The sequence below is a fragment of the Trueperaceae bacterium genome (assembly GCA_019454765.1).
In the GTDB taxonomy this organism is placed as follows: Bacteria; Deinococcota; Deinococci; order Deinococcales; family Trueperaceae; genus JAAYYF01.
On record JACFNR010000006.1, the window covers coordinates 49911 to 70217 of the forward strand.

19 protein-coding genes are annotated in these 20307 nt (G+C 72.3%); 10 read left to right on the forward strand and 9 right to left on the reverse strand.

Annotated features, from left to right (window positions below; all coding sequences use genetic code 11):
• Window positions 1–416, reverse strand: a 416-nt coding sequence (locus tag H3C53_03260; GenBank protein MBW7915693.1) for a hypothetical protein, incomplete at its 3' end; no start/stop codon positions are given.
• 99 nt (window positions 417–515) lie between these two features.
• Between H3C53_03260 and H3C53_03265 the strand changes: the two genes are divergently transcribed.
• Window positions 516–1283 (forward strand): hypothetical protein, encoded by a 768-nt coding sequence (locus H3C53_03265; GenBank protein MBW7915694.1) that lies wholly within the window; start codon window positions 516–518, stop codon window positions 1281–1283.
• 22 nt (window positions 1284–1305) lie between these two features.
• Window positions 1306–2052, forward strand: a complete 747-nt coding sequence (locus H3C53_03270; GenBank protein MBW7915695.1) for a metallophosphoesterase — start codon at window positions 1306–1308, stop codon at window positions 2050–2052.
• A 4-nt stretch (window positions 2053–2056) separates the two neighbouring features.
• Here the strand turns inward: H3C53_03270 and H3C53_03275 are convergent, their stop codons facing one another.
• From H3C53_03275 to gyrA, 3 genes are read right to left on the reverse strand one after another with little or no spacing between them, the layout of a single operon-like run.
• Window positions 2057–2737: an ATP-binding cassette domain-containing protein gene (locus H3C53_03275; GenBank protein MBW7915696.1), complete on the reverse strand. Its 681-nt coding sequence runs from the start codon at window positions 2735–2737 to the stop codon at window positions 2057–2059.
• A gap of 47 nt (window positions 2738–2784) precedes the next feature.
• Window positions 2785–3705, reverse strand: coding sequence for a nucleoside hydrolase (locus tag H3C53_03280; protein ID MBW7915697.1), 921 nt, complete (start codon window positions 3703–3705; stop codon window positions 2785–2787).
• 35 nt (window positions 3706–3740) lie between these two features.
• Complete coding sequence (gene gyrA / locus H3C53_03285) at window positions 3741–6185, reverse strand: DNA gyrase subunit A (GenBank protein ID MBW7915698.1); 2445 nt, start codon at window positions 6183–6185, stop codon at window positions 3741–3743.
• 262 nt (window positions 6186–6447) lie between these two features.
• On the opposite strand from gyrA, the gene H3C53_03290 reads away from it, so the two are divergent.
• The 3 genes from H3C53_03290 to H3C53_03300 are packed head-to-tail and all read left to right on the forward strand — an operon-like array spanning window position 6448 to window position 9712.
• Window positions 6448–7752, forward strand: coding sequence for an adenylosuccinate lyase (locus H3C53_03290; GenBank protein MBW7915699.1), 1305 nt, complete (start codon window positions 6448–6450; stop codon window positions 7750–7752).
• A 20-nt stretch (window positions 7753–7772) separates the two neighbouring features.
• Complete coding sequence (locus H3C53_03295; protein MBW7915700.1) at window positions 7773–8846, forward strand: phosphoribosylaminoimidazolesuccinocarboxamide synthase; 1074 nt, start codon at window positions 7773–7775, stop codon at window positions 8844–8846.
• A gap of 11 nt (window positions 8847–8857) precedes the next feature.
• Window positions 8858–9712, forward strand: coding sequence for a lysophospholipase (locus tag H3C53_03300; protein ID MBW7915701.1), 855 nt, complete (start codon window positions 8858–8860; stop codon window positions 9710–9712).
• Here the strand turns inward: H3C53_03300 and H3C53_03305 are convergent.
• Window positions 9676–10851, reverse strand: coding sequence for a class I SAM-dependent rRNA methyltransferase (locus H3C53_03305; GenBank protein ID MBW7915702.1), 1176 nt, complete (start codon window positions 10849–10851; stop codon window positions 9676–9678). The two genes, H3C53_03300 and H3C53_03305, sit on opposite strands and share 37 nt — an antisense overlap.
• 75 nt (window positions 10852–10926) lie before the next feature.
• The gene (locus tag H3C53_03310; GenBank protein MBW7915703.1) at window positions 10927–12081 is read right to left on the reverse strand and encodes a putative C-S lyase; all 1155 of its coding nucleotides are present in this window, start codon (window positions 12079–12081) and stop codon (window positions 10927–10929) included.
• Window positions 12082–12191: 110 nt separating this feature from the next.
• On the opposite strand from H3C53_03310, the gene H3C53_03315 reads away from it, so the two are divergent.
• Both H3C53_03315 and fumC read left to right on the forward strand, forming a co-directional pair.
• Window positions 12192–13178 carry an esterase family protein gene (locus H3C53_03315; GenBank protein MBW7915704.1) on the forward strand — a complete coding sequence of 329 codons (987 nt, stop codon included), beginning with the start codon at window positions 12192–12194 and terminating at the stop codon, window positions 13176–13178.
• Window positions 13179–13285: 107 nt separating this feature from the next.
• Window positions 13286–14668 (forward strand): class II fumarate hydratase, encoded by a 1383-nt coding sequence (gene fumC, locus H3C53_03320; protein MBW7915705.1) that lies wholly within the window; start codon window positions 13286–13288, stop codon window positions 14666–14668.
• A gap of 52 nt (window positions 14669–14720) precedes the next feature.
• Here the strand turns inward: fumC and H3C53_03325 are convergent, their stop codons facing one another.
• Complete coding sequence (locus H3C53_03325; GenBank protein ID MBW7915706.1) at window positions 14721–15458, reverse strand: outer membrane lipoprotein carrier protein LolA; 738 nt, start codon at window positions 15456–15458, stop codon at window positions 14721–14723.
• A gap of 109 nt (window positions 15459–15567) precedes the next feature.
• On the opposite strand from H3C53_03325, the gene H3C53_03330 reads away from it, so the two are divergent.
• From H3C53_03330 to H3C53_03340, 3 genes are all read left to right on the forward strand, one after another.
• On the forward strand, window positions 15568–16806 hold the full coding sequence (locus H3C53_03330; protein MBW7915707.1) for a PEGA domain-containing protein: 1239 nt from the start codon (window positions 15568–15570) through the stop codon (window positions 16804–16806).
• 124 nt (window positions 16807–16930) lie between these two features.
• Window positions 16931–17812 (forward strand): NTP transferase domain-containing protein, encoded by an 882-nt coding sequence (locus H3C53_03335; GenBank protein ID MBW7915708.1) that lies wholly within the window; start codon window positions 16931–16933, stop codon window positions 17810–17812.
• Entirely contained in the window at window positions 17809–18369 is a 561-nt protein-coding gene (locus tag H3C53_03340; protein MBW7915709.1) for a hypothetical protein, read from the forward strand. Before H3C53_03335 ends, H3C53_03340 begins: the two co-directional genes overlap by 4 nt.
• 7 nt (window positions 18370–18376) lie before the next feature.
• On the opposite strand, the gene tsaD is transcribed toward H3C53_03340, so the two are convergent.
• On the reverse strand, window positions 18377–19393 hold the full coding sequence (gene tsaD, locus H3C53_03345; GenBank protein MBW7915710.1) for a tRNA (adenosine(37)-N6)-threonylcarbamoyltransferase complex transferase subunit TsaD: 1017 nt from the start codon (window positions 19391–19393) through the stop codon (window positions 18377–18379).
• Window positions 19394–19404: 11 nt separating this feature from the next.
• The gene (gene thrB, locus H3C53_03350; protein MBW7915711.1) at window positions 19405–20289 is read right to left on the reverse strand and encodes a homoserine kinase; all 885 of its coding nucleotides are present in this window, start codon (window positions 20287–20289) and stop codon (window positions 19405–19407) included.
• Window positions 20290–20307 lie beyond the last annotated feature (18 nt).

The window sequence follows — 20307 nt, forward strand, 5'->3', positions numbered from 1 at the left end:
CCACCGGCGGTTCCCGGGGGTGCGGTGACCGTCACGGTGAAGCTGGCGTTCAGGCCGGGGCCCCGCACGCTGACGGTGTGGTCGCCGGGCTTCTCGAGGGGCGTGCTGAAGCGCAGCACGCCGGACCTGTCGGTGCGCACCTCGGTGGCGCGAGACGGTTCGCCCGCCGGCGTGACGGTGACGCGGTAGGCGGCGTCGGGCGCCAGCGCGGCGCCGCTCAGGTGCAGGACCTGGCCCACCTCGTACTGGTAGGCGTCCAGGCCGACCGTCGGGGCGGCCTGCGCCAACGCCCGACCGCCGAGCAGCGCCAGCAGGATGGCGGCGACGAGCCTCGACCTCAGCAGGGCGGCTGCGGGCGGCCCCATCAGCTTCGGGAGCACGCTCGCCGGCTTCGGGGCGGCGCGGGAAGTGGACATGCGCTCACATTACCGCACGCCATGACCCGCCTCGCGGGCGGTCATCCCACGTGGCTTCCTTCGCGTCGCGTCCGACTGGGACGCTGCTATAGTGCCTTCGTGCAGGCCGAAGTCGCTGCCAGACTCGCGCTCCCGCTGCCGCCCGACGCCGCGACGTGGGGAGTGGCGGAGGTGGCGCCGGAGGGCGCGCCGGAGGGCGCGCCGGGGGGCGCGCGCGCCCGACTCTTGCTGTACGCCGCTCGCGAGGCCGTGACGGCTCGCCTCGACGCCGAGTGCGGCCCCCTCGGCTGGTCGTTCACGCTGGCGCCGCTCGGCGCCTCCGCGCTCGTCGCCAACCTCACCCTGCAGGGGGTGACCCGGGCCGTCGTCGTGCCGGCCTTGGCCGTCGGCGTGGCGAGCAGCGGCGACCTGGCCCTCGCGGCCTGCGCCCGCTCGTTCGGGCTGGGCCTGCCGTTCGTCACCGAGCACGAGAGCTACTGGGTCGACTTCGACCCGGAGTCGAACGAGCCCCTCTACCTGCCCGAGCCCGTCGTTGCGGGGAGGGGAGTCGTGCCCTCCGGTCCACGGGCAGGCGAGGGTGTCGGCGCGGTCGAGGGCCGAGCCGGAGGTCCGGCGCTGGAGCCGGCCGCCGGCGACGGTGGCACCCTGGCGTTCGAGCAGCGGCTCGAGGCGCGCAACGGCAACGCCGGTGCGGGTGCGGGGCATCAGGTGATCGAGAGGCTGGTCGAGCGGCTCAAGGAGCTCGGGCTCGGCAAGGAGGCGGCGCGGCTCGTGATCAGGTACCAGGGTTACGGCCGCACGCCCGAGGAGTCGCGCGAACTCTACGGGCGGTTGAGGGCGATGTTGCCGGGGGTCGGGGCCCCATGACCGACCGCTGGGCGGCCGCGTGATAAAGGTTATCGCCATCGGTGACGTGCACGGCCAGTGGCCCGAGTTGTGGCGCGTCCTCAAGGCGTCGGCGGCCGCAACCGCCACGCTCGAGCCCACCCAGGCGGTGATCGAGGGCCGCTACCGGGTGGTGTGTGTGGGCGACCTGGTGCATTACAAGGAGGCCCGCGACTACGCCAACGCGGTCGGGGTGGAGCCGTACGACCCGGACGACGCGGATCACCTGCGGCGCGCCGCCAAGGCGCAGATCAGGGAGCTATACCGCTTCAAGCGTTACGTCGACCAGGCAGCCGGGAACGTGACCGTCATCCTGGGTAACCACGACGAGGCGGCGCGCGACCATCGCTACGAGCTGTCGACGAGGGGCGGGATGCGTCACGTGGAGTTCGACCCCGCCAAGGGCGGGGTGGAGCTGCCCGCGGACCTGAACGACTGGTTCGGCAGCATGCCGCGCGAGGTCGTCCACCACGGGGTGCAGTTCGCGCACGCCGGACCGCTGCCCGGCATGCAGGTCTTCGACGACTTCTTCTACCACGACCCCGACACGAAGACCTGGTGGTACAACAAGCCCGAACTCGTCAAGCAGGCGGGCCACCGCTTCGGCGTGTACGGCCACACCGTGATGAAGGACGGCGTCTACGTCGACCGCGACAACGGCTTCGCGATGATCGACGCCCTCGGCAAGCTGCAGTTCCTCGAGCTCCTCCTCGACGACGAGCGGCTCGAGCTCAGCGTGATGCAACTCTGACGGGTCAGAGCGAGTAGCCGCCGCGCGCGTCGTCGCGCACGAGTTCGCCGTTGCGCAGGACCAGGGTGCGCCGCTTGTAGCTGTCGACGAGGTCGCGGGCGTGCGTGGCCACCAGGATGGTGGTGCCGCGCAGGTTGATGTCGTCGAGGAGTTCCATGATCTCCAGGGCCGTGTCGGGGTCAAGGTTGCCGGTCGGCTCGTCTGCCAGGAGGAGCGGCGCGTCCGTGACCATCGCGCGCGCGATGGCCACCCGTTGCTGCTCGCCGAGGCTGAGCTCGATGGGGTAGGCCTTGCGCTTGTGGACGAGGCCCACCTGCCGCAACACCGTCATGGCGCGTTGCTCGTGGTTCCCGCGCGCCTGCGTGGCGCGCAGCGCGAACATGAGGTTGTCGAGCGCGGACAGGTGCCCGAGGAGGCGGTGGTCCTGGAAGATCATGCCGATGCTGCGCCGCAGCAGCGGTAGCCTCGACTCGGCCAGGCGGGCCACGTCCTGCCCGCCGACGCTGACGGTGCCCTCGCTGGCCACCACGCGCCTGAGCATGAGCGACAGGAGCGTCGACTTGCCCGCCCCCGAGTGGCCCGTCACGTACACGAACTCGCCCTTGGCGATCTGGAAGTCGACGTCCTTGAGGGCGTGGGTGTGCGTGCGCGGGTACGTCTTGGTGACGTGACGGAACTCGACCATGGCGGTGCTATGCGGCTCTGCGCCGCGAGCGCCGCGCGGCGCCGCTCTCACCTGGACGCCCCCAACGCGTCCATCAGGACCTGGAACGCGCCGGCGTCGTCCAGCTTGGTGAGCACCGTGGCGTTCGGCGCCGCGGTGCGCTTGCCGGTGCGGCGGTCCACGACGGTCATGCCGCGCGTGACGGTGCCCTCGCACTCCACGACCACATGGCGGCGTTCCGACTCGAACAGGTGCGGGTCGGTGACCGCCAGCACGGAGCAGGGGTCGTGGAGCGGCCCGAGCGGGGCGCCGTAGGACGCGGCGTAGGCCGCGACGAAGTGCTCGAGCAGGTCGGCGGTGAAGGTGGCGGTGCGAGTGCCGAGCGCGCGGATCTGGGCGATGCGCTTGCGCTCCATCATGAACTGGTGGGTGAGGTCCAGGCCGGCGAGGACGATGTTGGCGCCGGACTCGAACACGAGTTGGGCCGCCTCGGGGTCGGCCCAGATGTTGAACTCGGCGGCGGCGGTCACGTTGCCGGGACCGTAGGCTCCACCCATGACGCTGATGCCCGCCAGGCGCTGCGCCAGTCCGGGCTCCAGCAGGAGGGCGAGGGCGACGTTGGTGAGCGGTCCGACCGCCACCAGCCACAGGTCGTCGCGCGCCTCCGCGGCTTGGAGTATGGCCGTCACGGCCGGCAGCTCGGCGGCGCCACGCGTGAGCGCCGGGAGCTCCGGGCCGTCGAGGCCCGACTTGCCGTGGATGTACTCGGCGTGTTCTGCGGCGCGGACGAGCGGCTTGGCGGCGCCGACGTGGAGCGGCGCGCGGACGTCTGCCACCTGGCAGGCGACGAGCCCGTTGCGTTGGGTGAGGGTCAGCGGCGCGTTGCCGCTGACCACGCTTATGCCGACGAGTTCGGAGCGCTGCGCCGCGAGGAAGATGGCGATGGCGTCGTCGTGCCCGGGGTCGCAATCGAGCCAGATGGGGAGCACGCCGGCATAGTACCAAGGCGTCCTCCCCGGGTGGCTCAACCGAGCGGCGCCAGCTCCTCCTCGCTCGGCATGACGCCGGCGGCCACCACGCGGTCGCCCTCGCCGAGGCGCATGATGTTCACGCCCTGCGTGGCGCGCCCGTAGGAGCTGACCTCCTTGACGGCGGTGCGGATGAGGATGCCGTTCTCCGACAGGACGAACAGCTCCTCGGTGCCCGTGACCGGCTCCAGCGTGACCATGGCGCCGGTGCGATCCGACAGGCGGTGCCCGATGACCCCCTGCCCACCGCGGCCCTGCACGGGGAACTCGGCGAGCGGGGTGCGCTTGCCGAGGCCCTGCTCCGTGACGCTCAGGAGCTCGGCCCCCTCGCTCTGCGCGGCGGGGATGGCGGCGAGGCTGACCACCGCGTCGCCCTTGCGGAGGCGGATGCCGATGACGCCCTGCGTGGCGCGACCCGTCTCGCGGGCGCCCTCCTCGGCGAAGCGGATGGCCTGGCCGTCCTGCGTGCCGAGGATCACGTCCGCGTTGCCGTCCGTGATGCGCACCGCCACCAACTGGTCGCCGTCCAGCAGGTTGATGGCGACGAGGCCCGCCGCGTTGATGTTGCCGTACTCGCGGATCAGCGTGCGCTTCACAAGGCCGCCACGCGTGGCGAACACGAAGTAGCCGTCCTGGTCGAGGTCCTTGAGCGACAACACGGTCTGCACGTTCTCGCCGTCCGTCAGCGGGAGCAGGTTGCGGATGTGGCCACCGCGGGCGGCGCGCTCGAACTCGGGCACATCGTAGATCTTCTCGCGGTACACCCGCCCGCGGTCGGTGAAGAAGAGGAGGAAGTCGTGCGTGCTGCCCACTAGGAGGATCGAGTTGACGTCGTCCTCCTTCGCCTTGGCGGCGGTGGCGCCCCGCCCGCCGCGCGCCTGCTGGCGGTAGGCGCTGATGGCCGTGCGCTTGATGTAGCCGCCGCGCGTGAGGGTGACCGCCACCGTCTCCTCGGCGATCAGGTCCTCCTTGTCGATGTCGTCGGTGAGGTCGGTGATCAGCGTGCGGCGCGGGTCGGCGAACTGCTTCTTGACGTCGAGCAGCTCGCGCCGGATCACGCGCCACAGCTCGGCGGCGTCCTCGAGGATGAGCGTGAGGCGCGCGATCTCCTCCAGGAGGCCGCGGTACTCCTCGTCGATCTTCTCGCGCTCGAGGCCCGTGAGGCGCTGGAGGCGCATGTCGAGGACGGCCTGCGCCTGCGGGTCGGAGAGCCCGAACTCGCGCATGAGCGCCGCCTTGGCCTCGGGCCCGTCCTTCGAGGCGCGGATGAGGGCGATGACGGCGTCGAGGTTGTCGAGGGCGATGAGGTAGCCCTCGAGGATGTGGGCCCGCTCACGCGCCTTGCGCAGCTCGAAATCCGAGCGGCGCCTCACGATCACCACGCGGTGATCGAGGTAATGCCTGAGCATCTCCTTGAGGGAGAGGACGCGGGGGGCGTTGTCGACGATCACCACGTTGTTGACGGCGAACGTGGTCTGCAACTGCGTGAACTTGTAGAGCTGGTTCAATACCAACTCGGGGATGCTGCCGCGCTTGAGCTCGAACACGATGCGCATGCCGTGCCGGTCCGATTCGTCGCGGATGTTGCTGATGTCCTCGATCTTCTTGCCGCGCACCAGTTGTGCCACGTTCTGGATGAGCGACGTCTTGTTCACCTGGTAGGGGATCTCGGTGACCACGATGGCCGTCTTCTGGTTGTGGTCCTCGATGCGGGCGCGGCCGCGCACGCGGATGGAGCCGCGCCCGGTCTCGAACGCCTGCCTGATGCCCTCGCGCCCGATGATGCCGCCGGTGGGGAAGTCGGGGCCGTGCACGTGGCGCATGAGCTCGGTGGTCTCTATTGCCGGGTCCTCGATCATCGCCAGCAGGCCGTCGACGACCTCGCCGAGGTTGTGGGGCGCCATGTTGGTGGCCATGCCCACCGCGATGCCGGCGGCGCCGTTCACCAGCAGGTTCGGGACGGAGGCGGGTAGCACCGTCGGCTCCTGCAGGGTGCCGTCGAAGTTGTCGCGGAAATCGATGGTCTCCTTGTCGATGTCCTGCAACATCGCCTCGGCCACGGTGGTGAGGCGCGCCTCGGTGTAGCGGTAGGCCGCCGCCGGGTCGCCGTCGATGGAGCCGAAGTTCCCCTGACCGTCCACGAGCCGGTAACGCAGGTTCCAATCCTGCGCCAGGCGCACCATGGCCTCGTAGATGGCCGCGTCGCCGTGCGGGTGGTACTTGCCGATGACCTCGCCCACCACGCCGGCGCTCTTGGAGTGCTTGCGGTTCGACGCGAGCCCCATCTGGTGCATGGCGAACAGGATGCGCCGCTGCACGGGCTTGAGCCCGTCACGCACGTCGGGAAGCGCGCGTTCCACGATCACCGACATGGCGTAGTTGATGAAGCTCGTCTTGATCTCGTCCGTGATCTGGACCGGGACGACCTGTCCTTCGTTCAACGTGACCTCCGAAGCCTACCGGCCGCTCGGCGAGGCACCACGCCGGAACCGGCCCGGGCCTAACGGGGCCAGCAGGGGTGCGGTGAGTGGTTGCCGGGTGCCGCGCGCGCAGTAGGCGGCCTGACACGCGATTCTACCACTTGCCCCGCTGCTCGCGGGCCCGACCCCGCGACGGCCAGGCCGCCGGCGAGCCCGCCCCGGGCCCCGCGGGGACGACGGGGTGGCGCGGAGCCGGACCGGGCCCGTGGTAGCTTGCCGCCAGATGATAGACCGCTACACCACGCACGACATGCGGCGCCTGTGGAGCGAGGCGGAGCGCTACCGCACCTGGCTCGAGGTGGAACTCGCCGCCACCGAGGCGTGGGAGGCCGTGGGCGAGGTGCCGGCGGGCACGACCGCGGGCCTGCGCGCCGCCGCCGCCCACGCCCCCCTCGACGACGCCTTCGCGGAGCGCGTGGCCGCGCTCGAGGCCGAGACCCGCCACGACATCGTGGCGTTCACGCGGGCGCTCAGCGAGCGCCTCGGCCCGGGCGCGCGCTACGTCCACTACGGCCTGACGAGCACGGACGTGGTCGACACCGCCCAGAACCTCATCCTGCGTCGCGCGCTCGCTCTCGTCCTGGCCGAGGTTCGCGCCGTGCGCGAGCGGCTCCTCGCGCTGGCGCAACGCCACCGCCACACGCCCTGCGTCGGCCGCACCCACGGAATCCACGCCGAGCCGATGACCTTCGGGCTCAAGTTCCTGAACTTCGCCGCCGCCTTCGGCCGCGACGAGGCGCGCCTCGAGCGGGCGCGCGAGGCCATCTCCGTGGCCATGCTGTCGGGCTCGGTGGGCACCTACGCGCACGTCCCGCCGGGGATCGAGGCGGCGGTGGCGGCAAGCCTGGGGCTGACGCCCGACCCCATCACCAACCAGACGGTGGCGCGCGACCGTCACGCCGAGGTGATGGCCTCTCTCGCCATCGTGGGCACGAGCATCGAGCGCGTGGCCCTGGAGATACGGCACCTGCAACGCACGGAGGTGCGGGAGGCGCAGGAGGGCTTCGCGAAGGGGCAGACCGGCTCCTCCTCCATGCCGCATAAGAAGAACCCGATCGCCAGCGAGAACCTGACCGGCGTGGCGCGCCTCATGCGCGCCAACCTGCAAGCGGCCCTCGAGAACGTCGCGCTCTGGCACGAGCGCGACATCAGCCACTCCGCCGCGGAGCGCGTCATCCTGCCCGACACGACGTCGTTGGCCGTCTACGCCCTCAGGCGCCTGGCGAGCGTGCTCGACGGCCTCGTCGTCGACGAGGCGCGCATGGCCGAGAACCTCGACGCCTTGGGCGGCCTCGTCTACTCGCAGCGCGCGCTGCACCTGCTCATCGAGGCCGGCATGAGCCGCGAGGCCGCCTACGCCCTCGTGCAGCGCGCGAGCCTGCGCTGCTGGGAGACGGGCGAACGCCTCAAGGACATCCTCGCCGCCGAACCCGAGGTGCCGCTCGCCTCGGAGCAGCTGGAGGCGGCCTTCAGCCCCGACTGGTACCTGCGCTTCGTCGACGACGTGTTCGCCCGCAACGGTCTCTGAGCGCCTGCTATCATCCTGGAGTGAAGCCGCAACGCACGGAACTGCGCTACGAGGGTAAGGCCAAGAAGGTCTACGCCACCACCGACCCGGGCCGGTACGTCGTCGAGTTCAAGGACGACGCCACCGCCTTCAACGCCCGCAAGCGCGGGACGGTCGAGGGCAAGGGCGTCGTGAACGCCGGCGTGTCGGCGCGCATCTTCGAGTTCCTCGAGCGCGCCGGCGTGCCCACGCACTTCGAGGCGTTGCTCTCGCCCCGCGAGCAGCTCGTCGAGGCGGTCACCATCGTGCCGCTCGAGGTGGTGGTCCGCAACCGCGCGGCCGGGTCGTTCGCGCAGCGCTACGGCGTGCCGGAGGGGGGAGTGCTCGAGCCGGTGGTGGTCGAGTGGTGCCTGAAGGACGACGCCCTCGGCGACCCGCCCATCAACGACGCCGCCGCCGTCGCGCTCGGCGTGGTCACGCCCGAGGTGCTCGAGGAGATGTTCGAGCTGACCACGCAGGTGAACGACCTCCTCGTGCCGTACTTCGCCGCCCGCGGCCTCGACCTCGTCGACTTCAAGCTCGAGTTCGGGACGAGCGCCGACGGCGAGGTGCTCCTGGCCGACGAGATCAGCCCCGACACCTGCCGGCTCTGGGACCTCGCGACGGGTGAGAAGCTAGACAAGGACAGGTTCCGGCGCGACCTCGGCGGCGTCGAGGAGGCGTACCAGGAGGTGGCGCGCCGCGTGGCGGAGGGGACGGCCGAGGACGACGCCATCCTCCGCCGCGGCGGCCTCGACGACGAGGCGGACGGCGGGCACGCCCACGCGCACGCGCCGGCGCATGGGGCCTCGTGGCGCGCCGAGGTCGACGTGATGCTGCGACGCTCCATCCTCGACCCGCAAGGGCGGGCCGTGGAGGCCACGCTGCGGCGGTTGGGCCACGACAACGTCGCCAACGTGCGGGTGGGCAAGCGCATACTGCTCGACGCCACCGGCGAGTATGGCGCCGTGCTCGAGCAGGTCGAGGAGCTGGCCACCGACCTGCTGGCGAACCCGGTGATGGAGGACGTGAGCGTCTCCCTCGCCGGCGCTGAGCCCGGAGGGGAGGAGCGCTGAAAGCGCCGCTCATGCCCGCGCGGTCGACCCTGACGGGGCCGGACGGCGCCAAGCTGGCACTGTACCGCTGGCGGCCCGAGCGGCCCGTCGGGGCGCTCGTGATCGTGCACGGCTACGGGGAGCACGCCACCCGCCACGCCGACCTCGCCCGCAGCGCCCAGGAGGCGGGCTGGGACGCGGTCGCGTTCGATCAGCGCGGCCACGGCGAGAGCCCCGGCGTGCCCGGCGGCGTGCCCGGTTTCGGACGCACCCTCGCCGACCTGGAGGAGCTGTTCCGGCTCGTGCGCGCCACCGACCCCCAGCTGCCCGTGCTCCTCTTCGGGCACTCGATGGGAGGCGCCATCGCCCTGCGCTTCGCCACGCGCCACCCAGCCGAGGTCACCGCCTTGGCGCTCTCCTCGCCGTTCCTGCAGGACGCCGTCAAGCGCCCGGCCCTCCTGGGCGCGCTCGCCGGCGTCATCGCGCGCCTCCTGCCCAACCTCCCCGTCGCCGCCCTGGACGCGCGCCTCATATCGCGCGACCCCGATGAGGTGGCGCGCTACCGCAACGACCCGCTCGTCTACCACGGCGGCGTGCGCGCCAACGCGGGTCACACCATGCTCGAGGAGGGCAGGGACCTGCTGGCGCACGCCGACGCCCTCACGGTCCCGACCCTGGTGGTGGTCGGCACCGCCGACGGCATCGCCGACCCGGAAGGCGCCCGGCGCCTGGCGGCCGCCAACCCCCTCGTGCGGCTCGAGGAGCTGCCGGGCGGCTACCACGAGCTGCACCACGACGACCCGGGCACCGGCACGCCGCAGCGCTTCAAGCGCCTGATGGTCGAGTGGCTTCAGGCCAACACGCGCAACACCACGAACTTGAGGTAACGCCCCTCCGGGAACGACAGCGGCACGGGATGGTCGACGGCGTGGCCGTGCTCGGCCACGACCTGGGCGCGCACGCCGGCCGCGAGCGCCGCCTCGGCAACCACCTCCCTGAACGCCTCGGGCGACACCTGCGCCGTGCACGACGCGGTGGCAAGCAGCCCCCCCGGGGTGACGAGGCGGAAGGCGTCGCGGTTGAGCTTCAGGTAGGCGCGGTGAGCGCGGCGCCGCTGCGAGGCCGCGTTCGCCAGCGCCGGCGGGTCGAGGATGACCAGGTCGTAACGCGACCCAGCCTCGGCCCACACGGGCAGCGACGCGAAGATGTCGGCCGCCAGTGCGCTGTGTTCGCCCTGGAACGGCCCGTTGAGGCGCACGTTCTCCTCCGCCGCCTCGAGGGCGCCGCGCGACACGTCGACGCTTACGACGGAGCGCGCGCCTCCCGCCAAGGCGTACACGCTGAAGCCGCCGTGGTACGCGAACAGGTTGAGGACGCGTCGTCCCGCCGCCAGGCGCCGCACCAGTTGCCGGTTGTCCCGCTGGTCGAGGAACATCCCCGTCTTCTGGCCCAGCCACGGGTCGGCGACGAACCGCAACCCGTTCTCGCTGGCCGTCAGCTTGGGTGGCGGCAGCTCGCCCCACAGGGCGCTGAGGCCCGCCTGCCTGCCGACTCCCGCCGCCTCCGGGTCGTCGTCGAGCTCGCCGCGCAGGGCCACGCCCTTCAACTTGAGGCGGGAACCCACCTCCTTGGCAAGGCCAGGCAGCAGCTGATCGACGGAGGCGGCGTAGCGCTTCATGACCGCGTAGCGGCCGTAGCGGTCGCAGACGACCCCAGGCAGGTAGTCGCCCTCGCCGTTCAGGAGCCGGTAGGCGTCGGTCCCGTCCACGGCAAGCCCCGAGCGCAACTCGAGGGCGTCGGCGACGCGAGCCGCGAGCGCGCTCGCGGTGGGTCGCTCGCCGCCGAACAGGCGCACGCCGATGGCGCCGTTGGCGTCGAACAGACCGTAGGCGGCGGCGCGCCCCGCCTCGACGCGCACCCAGTCGCCGCCCCGCAACCGGTGCTCCGGCAGGTGGTTGCGGTAGACCCAGGGATGGCCCGACCTGAGCGCCGCCTCCAGGCCGGGCGCCAGGCGCAACGTGGGCACCCCGCTACCGTGAGCCACTTTCCACCCGCCCCGTCCGCCCCGGGCCGGACCCGGTGCCGCCCGCCGGCCTCGCCGCTAGAGCACCGACGCCAGTCGCTCCAGCGCGGTGTCGAGGATCGTGCGGGACGTGGCGAAGTTGAGGCGGACGAAACCGGCGCCGCCCTTCCCGAAATCCGAGCCCTCGTTGAGGCCCACCTTCGCGCGCTCGGCCAGCGCCTTGGCGGGCGCGTCGCCCAGCCCGGTGGCCCGGAGGTCGAGCCACGCGAGGTAGGTGGCGGCCGGCGAATGCACCCCCACCGACGGCAGGCGCTCCCGCACGAAACTCACCACGCGGTCGCGGTTGCCGCGCAGGTAGCCGAGAGTGCTCTCCAACCAGTCGTTCCCGTGCCGGTAGGCCGCGATGGTGGCCACCTGCGCCAGCACGTTGGGCGCGGGCACCAACCCGCCGCCGGCGGCCGTGAGGCGCGCGAGCATGGCCGGGTTCTTGGAGACCGCGAACGAGATCTTGAGGCCCGGGATGTTGAACGCCTTGGTGGGTCCGTAAAGCGTGAGGGTGCGCGCGGCGATCTCCGGCGAGACGGCGGCGAGCGGCAGGTGCTTGCCGTCGAGCAGGAGGTCGGCGTGCAGGTCGTCGCTCACGACCCACAGGTTGTGGCGGAGCGCGAAAGCCGCCAACGCCTCAACCTCGGCGCGGCTGAACACCTTGCCGATGGGGTTGTGAGGGCTACACAGCATCAGGAGGCGCGTGGCCGGCGTCACGGCCGCCTCCAAGGCAGCGAAGTCGATGGCGTAGCCTTCGGCCTCGCGCCGCAACTCCACCTCGACGGGCACGCGCCCGGCCCCCTCCACCGCCTTCTTGAACGGCGGGTAGAGCGGCGTGAGGAGCAGGACCTCGTCTCCCGGTCCCGCGAACGCCCGTGCGGCCAGGCCCAGCCCGGCGCCGGTGGTCGGCAGAGGTTCGACCTCCTCGGGAAGGACGCTCAGGCCGTGCCTGCGGCTGAGGCGCTCGGCGACCGCCTCGCGAAGCCCGGGCGCGCCGCTGAACGCCGGGTAACCCAGGTCGTTGGCGTCGAGGTTCGCGCGGATCGCGTCCTTGACGGCGCCCGCCAACGGGTAGTCCATCTCGGCGACCCACAGGGGCAGCACGTCGGCGGGGAACAGCGTCCACTTCGCTCCTGGCCGCTCCCGCAGGGCGGCCAACGAGACGTCGTCGTAAGGGTGGTGCGTCATGGAGCAGAGTCTAACCCCGGCCCACCGGGCGCCACGGGCTACACTCTCGGCGTGACGAAGCGGGAGGGAGACCTCGGCATGGGTGCACACTCCGGGACGAGCGGGCTGGGGTGCGCGTGAAGCGCACGGTGATGGTGCCCGACTGGGCCGAGCAGCTGGCGTCGGACGCGACCGACATGTGGCGCGCCCCCACGAGCCTGCCGCAGCGGGCGCCTCGCCGGGTCGAGTTCGAGTTCCCGGAGGACGCCTACTTCGAGTACGGCTTCATCGACGCCCAGGGGAAGATCCGCGCCGACCCCGCCAACCCGGTCCGCGCCGACAACCCGTGGTACCCGGACGCCAGCGCACTCACCGGGCCCGCCTACGCACCCGACCCGCTCGCCACGCCCGACAGGAGCTTCGAACGCGGCCGGCTCAGCCGCCTGCGGCTCACCAGCGACGCCCTCGAGGGGCAGCTCAGGCGCGTGGCCGTCTACACCCCCCACGGCCATGACGGCGCGGAGCTGCCGTTGGTGGTCGTGCAGGACGGCGTCGCCTTCCAGCGCCTGGCCGGGCTGCACGTGGTGGGCGAGGCGTTGGCGCGGACGGGGGAGGCGCGCGCGGCGCGGTTCGCGTTCGTCGAGCCGGTGGACAGGCGCGCCGAGTACGGCTTCTCCGACGCCTACCTCGACTTCCTGCTGGAGGAGCTCCCGCCGGCGCTCGAGCGGGTTGGGCCCAGCACCGGCCGCCACGTCTGGCTGGGCGCCAGCCTCGGCGGGCTCGTGTCGGCCGGTGCCGCGTTGCGGCGCCCCGAGATGACCGCGGCCGTCGTCACCCTGTCGGGAGCCTTCCTGGGCGAGCCCGTCCACAGGGAGTTCTACGCGACCCGAGACTCGTGGCTGCTGGCGAGGCTGGCCGACCCGGCCACGCGCCTGCCGCCCCGCTGGTACCTCGAGGTAGGCACCATCGAGTGGCTCACCGACGTGAACCGGCGCGCGGCGTCGGCACTACGGTCACGCGGCGTCGCGACGGGCTACGTGGAGCGCCACGCCGGCCACAACTGGACCAACTGGCGCAACGGCATGGCGGCGGCGCTGCGGTTCGCGCTCGAGCCGTGAGCGGCCGCCCCGCCGCGGCGCGGGCCGCCCAACGGCACGCGGCTGGGTAGCATGGGGAGCGCGCCCCGCCGCGACCGGCAGGGGCGACCCAACGGAGGCAGGACCAGATGGCTTACCGCGTAGAGAAGGACACCCTGGGCGAGGTGCAGGTGCCCGAGGAACGCTACTGGGGCGCGCAGACGCAACGCTCGCTCGAGAACTTCAAGATCGGTGGGCAGCGGATGCCGATCGAGGTGATCAGGGCGTTCGCCGTCCTCAAGAAGGCGGCGGCCATCACCAACGCCGAACTGACGGACTTCCCGCGCGCCAAGGTCGACCTCATCGCCAGGGTGTGCGACGAGATCGCCGCCGGCGAGCTCGACGACGAGTTCCCGCTCGTCGTGTGGCAGACGGGGTCGGGGACGCAGTCGAACATGAACGTCAACGAGGTCGTCGCGAACCGCGCCAGCGAGCTCATGGGCGAGCCGCGCGGCAGCAAGCGGCCCCTCAACCCCAACGACGACGTGAACAAGAGCCAGTCGTCGAACGACACGTTCCCCACCGCCATGCACATCGCCGCCTACCGCGTGTTGGCGGAGCGGACGCTGCCCGAGCTGCGCGCCCTGCAGGCCGCGTTGGCCGCCAAGGCCGACGAGTTCGGCCGCATCGTCAAGATCGGCCGGACCCACCTGATGGACGCCACACCGCTCACGTTGGGTCAGGAGTTCGGTGGGTACGCCACCCAGGTCCGCAAGAGCGTCGAGGCCATCGAGGCCACGCTCGCCCACCTCGCCGAGCTGGCGCTGGGCGGCACCGCCGTGGGCACGGGCCTGAACACCCCGCCGGGCTTCGCGGGGCGGGTCGCCGAGGTCATCGCCGACCTGACCGGGCTGCCGTTCCGCACGGCCGACGACAAGTTCGAGGCGCTCTCGGCCCACGACGCCGTGGTCGAGGCTTCCGGCGCCCTCAAGCGCGCTGCCGTGGCGTTGTTCGCCGTGGCCAACAACATCCGGCTGCTCGGCTCAGGGCCGCGCTGCGGCATCGGGGAGTTGCGCCTGCCGGAGAACGAGCCCGGCTCGAGCATCATGCCGGGCAAGGTGAACCCGACCCAGGCGGAGGCGCTGACCATGGTGTGCGCCCAGGTCATCGGCAACGACGCCGCCGTCAGCCTGGCGGGCACCCAGGGGCAGTTCCAGCTGAACGTCTTCAAGCCCGTCATGATCTACAACCTGCTGCAGTCCGCCAACCTGCTGGCCGACGCCGCCAACAGCTTCCGCGTGCACTGCGTTGACGGCATCGAGGCCGACGAGCGCCGCATCAGGCAGCACCTGGACGATTCGCTCATGCTCGTCACGGCCCTGAACACCAAGATCGGCTACTACAAGGCGGCCGAGATCGCGCAGAAGGCGCACCGCGAGGGCACGACGTTGAAGGCCGCCGCGCTCGCCCTCGGCTACCTCAGCGCCGACGAGTTCGACGCGGCCGTCGTGCCCGAGGAGATGGTCGGCTGAGGGCGCGCCCTTCCCAGGGGCCCTGGCCACCGCGAAGGGCGCGCCGCTCGCCTCAGTGCCGGTTGTCGATCACCTCGGCGTCGTCGGGCAGGTGCCGGACCTCGGCGGGGTCGAGGCCCTGGTCGAGCATGAGGTTCTCGGCGTTCAGTTCCGCCAGGACGTGACCGTCCTTCTGGATGAACACCAGTTGCCGCGGCAGCCAGTCAGAGGCCGCGATGCGCGCCCTGACGTCGAGGATCTGGGCGGTCTGGTCCTTGTTCGTGAAGTTGACGACGTAGACGTCGCCGGCTTCGCCCGCCTCGACGTCGACCAGCTTGGCGTCGTACCCGGCGAAGATGGCGCCCAGGTCGAAGGAGATCTCGGCGCTGGCGCCGTCCTCGCCCTTGGGTAGGAGTCCGCCCAGGGCGTCGGGGTCGTCGGCGTCGAAGATCATGACCTGGTTGGTCAGGAAGGTGTAGTTGTAGACGGCCGCGCCGTCCAGCACGATCTCGTTGTCGGCCAGCGCGTCGGGTTGCACGATGTAGGCGCGCGCCAGGCTCTCGGGGGGCACGACCTCGATCTCGATCTCCAGGGTGATGGTGGTTCCGTCGGTGTCGACGAGCTTGCCCGTCAGCAGGAACGAGGCATCGTCCAGCGCGCGTGCCGCGGCCGTCACGTTGTCGAGGACCGTGGTCACGTCGAGTTCCTGAGCCGTCGCGAGGGGCAGCGCGAGCGCGAGGGCGAGGGCGGCCAGGTGGGCGCGCCGACGCTGGCCGCGGCGGCGGGCGGGGGCTTCGGGAGCGTGATGCATGCAGCGATGTTATCCGGCCGGGCCCCGCGGACCATGAAGAAGGCTTTAAGGCCCCCATCATGCCGGTCAGGAACGCGGTGCTAGGCTTCCACCAGAAAGGGGGCAGGTCATGAAGAGAACGCTCTCGACCATCCTGCTGCTCGCAGTAGCTTCGACCGTGCTCGCTCAAGGATTCGTGGTCAGCCCACAGGCCATCGTCGTCAACCCCGCACCCAGCTTCGGCGTGCAGGTCTGGTTGGACCGCGACACGTCGGGCAACGGGACGCCCACCTACCAGTTGGGCGAGGAAGTCAGGATCAGCGTCCGCCCCGACGAGTCGTCCTGGGTCTACGTCTTCGACGTCCGCCCGAACGGCGACGTCACCCAGATCTTCCCGAACCGCTACGACAGCTCCAACTACGTCAACGGCGGCGAGACGCGCACCTTCCCGCCCTCCGGCGCGCGCTACGTCTTCAACATCGCGCCGCCAACGGGCCTCTCGAAGGTCATCGCCATCGCCAGTAAGACCCGCCTCGACACCTCGACGTTGGCGCGTTTCCAGCGCGAGAGCGACCTGTTCGCGCAGTCCAGCATCGGCGAGCAGGGCTTCATCCAGAGCTTCGCCATCGTCGTCCGCCCGGTGCCGCAAGCGGAGTGGGTCTCCGACACTGTGCTCTACCGCGTGGGTGGGCAGGGTTCCTCGCAGCCCGAGCCGCAGTACGGGACCATCGACGTCCGCTCCACCCCGGCGCGCGCTTCCGTCTACCTCGACGGCACCTTCATCGGCTACACGCCGCTCACCTACGGCGCCACCGTCGGCCGCCACGACGTCACCGTCGAGAGCGACGGTTACGATACCTACGCCACCACCGTCGACGTGCGGGCGGGGCGCACCGCGTCGGTCGACGCGCGCCTCAACCAGCAGCGCCGAGCCGGCACGGCCTCGTTCACGAGCTCCCCGAGCGGCGCCGACGTGTACGTCGACGGCCGCTACGTGGGGACCACCCCAACGGGGCAGGTGCGCTTCGAGGTCGGCAACTACACCGCCCGCTTCGAACTGGCCGGCTACGACACCACCACCGTGAGCTTCGACGTCCGCAACAACCAGGACCGCACCGTCAACGCGCAGCTGAGGGCTCAGAGCGCCACCGTGACGGTGCAGGGGAACATTGGCGGCGCCATGGTCTTCCTCGACGGCCGCCAGGTCGGCACGCTTCCCAACGGCAGCGGGCGGCTGCGCATCAGCGACGTCGCGCCCGGCCGGCACGAGCTCGTGGTGATGGCCCCCGGTTACGCCACCTACGTCACCACGTTCGACGTCGGCGCCGGTCGCGACGTCGAGCTGAACGTCCGGCAGTCGCGCTTCTGAACCCGACCACTTGGGGCCACCGAGGCCGCTGAACCGACGCGAGCAGCCCGGCGCCCAGCGCGCTGGGCTGCTCGCGTCGGGGCCGCCGGACGGGCTCCGCGAGTGGCCGCGTTACAATCCGCCCATGCTGGAAGGCAGGGGCCCACTCGTCGCTGTCGTGCTCGCCGGCGGCGGCCCCGGCGACCGCCTGGCGCGCGCCGTCGGGGCGCCCAGCAAGGCGCTCGTGCCGTACGGCGCGAGGCCCCTCGGCGAGTACGTCCTCGCCGCCCTGCGCGGTTCGGGCGTGGTCGACCGCACGGTGCTGGTTGGGGAGACGCACGGCCGGTTCGCTGGCCTGTACGACGTGAACGTCCCCTCGGGCGCGCGCCTGGTCGACTCGCTCGCGTTGGGCCTCGGCGCCGCGCTCGCGCAGGTCCCCGCCGCCGACGACGTGCTGCTCGTGACGGCCGACGTGCCGTGGTTGACCCCGGAGGCCGTGAAGCGCTTCGTGGTGGCCGCGCGAGCCATGGAGGGCGCCGACGGTGGACGGGCGCAGCTCGTCTACCCGGTGGTCGAGCGCGCGGACGCGGAGGCGCAGTTCCCGGGGCAGCGCCGCACGTACGCCGGCCTCGAGGACGGTCACTTCACGGGCGGCAACCTCGTGCTCGTGACGCGCGGCGTGGTGCCGGCCCTCCTACCCCTCATCGACCGCGTCTTCTCGAACCGCAAGAACCCGCTCGCGCTCGCCGGCATCGTCGGCCCGGGCACCTTGGCGCGCTTCCTCCTCGGGCGGGCGCGCGTCGCGCAGCTCGAGGCGCGCGTGAGCGCCCTGCTCGGGGCGGCGGCGCGCGCCCTCCCGACGCGCGACGCCTGCCTCGCCGCCGACGTCGACGACCCGCGCCACCTCGCAGACAAGCACGCCCCGCCGGCTACCCTCGCAGGCAGGGGCGGCCCGCCGGCCACCCCCGCCGATTGGCGCGACCCGCCGGCGGCCCCCGCCGGCCCGACCCTCAGGAGGGACCCGTGAGACGACCCAACCAACTGCGCGTCGCCGCGCTGCTCGGAGCCTCGGCCGCCGTGGCGTTCGCGCTGCTGATCGCCCTCCTGGCGTTCCTCGCCCTCGGGCGCGCCGGGCGCCTCGGCTTCGCAGGCTTCAACGCCCCTGGCATCCTCGAGGGCGCCCTGTTCGTGCTGGCGTACTCGGGAGCCTTGATCTACGTCCGCAGCGCGCTGCGCCTGCCGAGCCCCACCCTCTTGAGCTTCGGGCTGCTCGCCCCGCCCACCACGGGGCGGTCGGCGGCGAAGGTGCCCGTGGTCGACGCCGCGCAGGTGGCGCAGACGATGATGGCGAACCGGATCGTGATCGTGCAGGACGCCGGCGTGCCCGTCGGCGTCACGGGCCTGCACCACGACCGCATCACCTCGTGGGAGGAGCTCGTCAAGGTCGAGGCCGACATGGCCGTCACCGACCTGAGGCGACTGCTGGCGCACGAGCAGCTGGTGGTGGTGCTCGAGGGCGCCGAGGTGAGAGGGATAGTCACGCAGGAGATGTACCTGGCCGGCCTGTGGGGCAGCGTGCGCTGAGGCGGGTTCAGGCGCCCACCAGGGGCAGGTAGGGCTCGGCGTCTGCCGCCAGGGGGTTCGGCGACACGCGGCCGGTGGCGAGGCGCGCCGCGGCCGCGAGCGCGATCATCGCCCCGTTGTCGGTGGCCAGTGCCGGGGGCGGGAAGCTCGCGTCGATGCCCGCGGCCGAGAGCTCGCGCCGCAGGCGCGCGTTGGCCGCCACGCCGCCCGCCACGACGAGGCGGCGCAGGCCCGTGCGGTGGAGGGCGCGCGTGGTGACGCGCACGAGCGAGTCGACGACCACCCGCTCGAACGACGCCGCGACGTCGGCGCGGTCCACGTCGGGGTGGCGCTCCAGGAGGAGCGCGACCGCCGTCTTGATGCCGCTGAAGGAGAAGTCGAGGCTCGTGTCGGCCTGCATCGGCACGGGGAGCGTGACGGCGCGGTCGTCGCCGCTCGCCGCGAGGTCGGCCAGGAGCGCGCCACCCGGGTAGCCCAGGCCCAGGAGCCGCGCGACCTTGTCGAACGCCTCGCCGGCCGCGTCGTCGCGGCTGCGGCCCAGCTCCTCGACCTCGCCGGGGGCGCGGACCGCGAACAGGGCCGTGTGGCCGCCGGAGGCGAGGAGCGCCACGAACGGCGGCTCGACCGCGCCCGCCGCCGCCAGGTGGCCCTCGAGATGGTGGACGGGCACGAACGGCACTCCCATGCCCCAGGCTAGGGCCTTGCCGTAGTTGAGACCGACGAGGAGCGCCCCGACGAGGCCAGGACCGCGGGTGGCCGCCACCGCGTCCACCTCGGCGAGAGCCACGCCGGCCTGCCCCAGCGCCTGCTCGAGCACCTCGTCGATGACCTCTAGGTGCTCACGGCTGGCGAGCTCCGGCATCACCCCGCCGTAGCGGGCGTGAAGCGCCGTCTGCGACCTGACGACGTTGGCCAGCACCCGCCCGCCCCTCGCCAGGCCGACGCCCGTGTCGTCGCACGACGTGTCGATGCCCAGCACCAGGGGGGCGGCGTCGGCGGGTCCGGGCGGGGTCCGTCGCGGCATCACGCCGGACGTTAGCACCGCTCGACGGCGTAACCCGTCGCCGGCCTGAGCTCGAGCACCTCGCCGGCCGGCCCGACGAAGCGCTCGAGGGCGGCGCGGCAAGCCGCCGCGGTCGCGGCGGAGGCCACGGCCCCCACCGTCGGCCCGGCGCCGGACAGGAAGGCAGCGTGCGCCCCCGCCGCGGCCAGGGCGCTCATGGCGGCGCCGAAGCCCGGCACGAGGTGCTCCCTGTACGGCTGGTGCATCACGTCGAGCGCGGCCGCGGCGAGGAGCTCCGGGCGGTCGAGCGCCACAGCCGCCACCCACAAAGCGGCGCGCGACGCCGTGAGGACGACGTCCTGACGCGGATAGGTTGCAGGCAGCGCGGCGCGGGCGCCGTCCGTGGCGAGCTCGAAGGCCGGCACCCCGAACAGGAAGCGCCACGACGGCGGCACCGGCAGGGCGGCGCCCTGGAACTCGCCCGCCGCGTCGCGCGCAGCGACCGTGAAGCCGCCGTACACGCAGGGGCCGACGTTGTCGGGGTGCCCCTCCAGGGCCGCAGTGACGGCGAACACGCCGCGCCGCCCCAACCGCCCGTCGAGCATGGCGTCGGCGAGGGCCGCGCCGGCCACCAGTGCGGCCGACGACGAGCCGAGGCCGCGCGCCAAGGGTATGGGGTTGACGACGTCGAGGCTGACGCCCGGCGCCTTCAGGCCAAGGTGGGCGTAGGCGGCCTTGAAGCCGCGGTGCACGAGGTTGTGGGGCGTGGGCGCGACGTGGCCGCGACCGCCGTAGGTGAACGCGTCCTCGGCGGCGGGGACTGCCGTGACCTGCAGGTGCAGGTCGAGCGCGAGGCCCAGGGTGTCGAAACCCGGCCCGAGGTTGGCGCTACTGGCCGGGACGCGCGCGCGGAACATGAGCGGCACCGTACCACC

What these genes read in the sequence shown, in the direction of transcription:
- H3C53_03275 (MBW7915696.1), bottom strand. Translation starts at nt 2,737, where the DNA reads ATGGTCGAGTTCCGTCACGTCACCAAGACGTACCCGCGCACGCACACC.
- H3C53_03290 (MBW7915699.1), top strand. Translation starts at nt 6,448, where the DNA reads ATGATAGACCGCTACACCACGCACGACATGCGGCGCCTGTGGAGCGAG.
- H3C53_03300 (MBW7915701.1), top strand. Translation starts at nt 8,858, where the DNA reads ATGCCCGCGCGGTCGACCCTGACGGGGCCGGACGGCGCCAAGCTGGCA.
- H3C53_03310 (MBW7915703.1), bottom strand. Translation starts at nt 12,081, where the DNA reads ATGACGCACCACCCTTACGACGACGTCTCGTTGGCCGCCCTGCGGGAG.
- fumC (MBW7915705.1), top strand. Translation starts at nt 13,286, where the DNA reads ATGGCTTACCGCGTAGAGAAGGACACCCTGGGCGAGGTGCAGGTGCCC.
- H3C53_03325 (MBW7915706.1), bottom strand. Translation starts at nt 15,458, where the DNA reads ATGCATCACGCTCCCGAAGCCCCCGCCCGCCGCCGCGGCCAGCGTCGG.
- H3C53_03330 (MBW7915707.1), top strand. Translation starts at nt 15,568, where the DNA reads ATGAAGAGAACGCTCTCGACCATCCTGCTGCTCGCAGTAGCTTCGACC.
- H3C53_03335 (MBW7915708.1), top strand. Translation starts at nt 16,931, where the DNA reads ATGCTGGAAGGCAGGGGCCCACTCGTCGCTGTCGTGCTCGCCGGCGGC.
- tsaD (MBW7915710.1), bottom strand. Translation starts at nt 19,393, where the DNA reads ATGCCGCGACGGACCCCGCCCGGACCCGCCGACGCCGCCCCCCTGGTG.
- thrB (MBW7915711.1), bottom strand. Translation starts at nt 20,289, where the DNA reads ATGTTCCGCGCGCGCGTCCCGGCCAGTAGCGCCAACCTCGGGCCGGGT.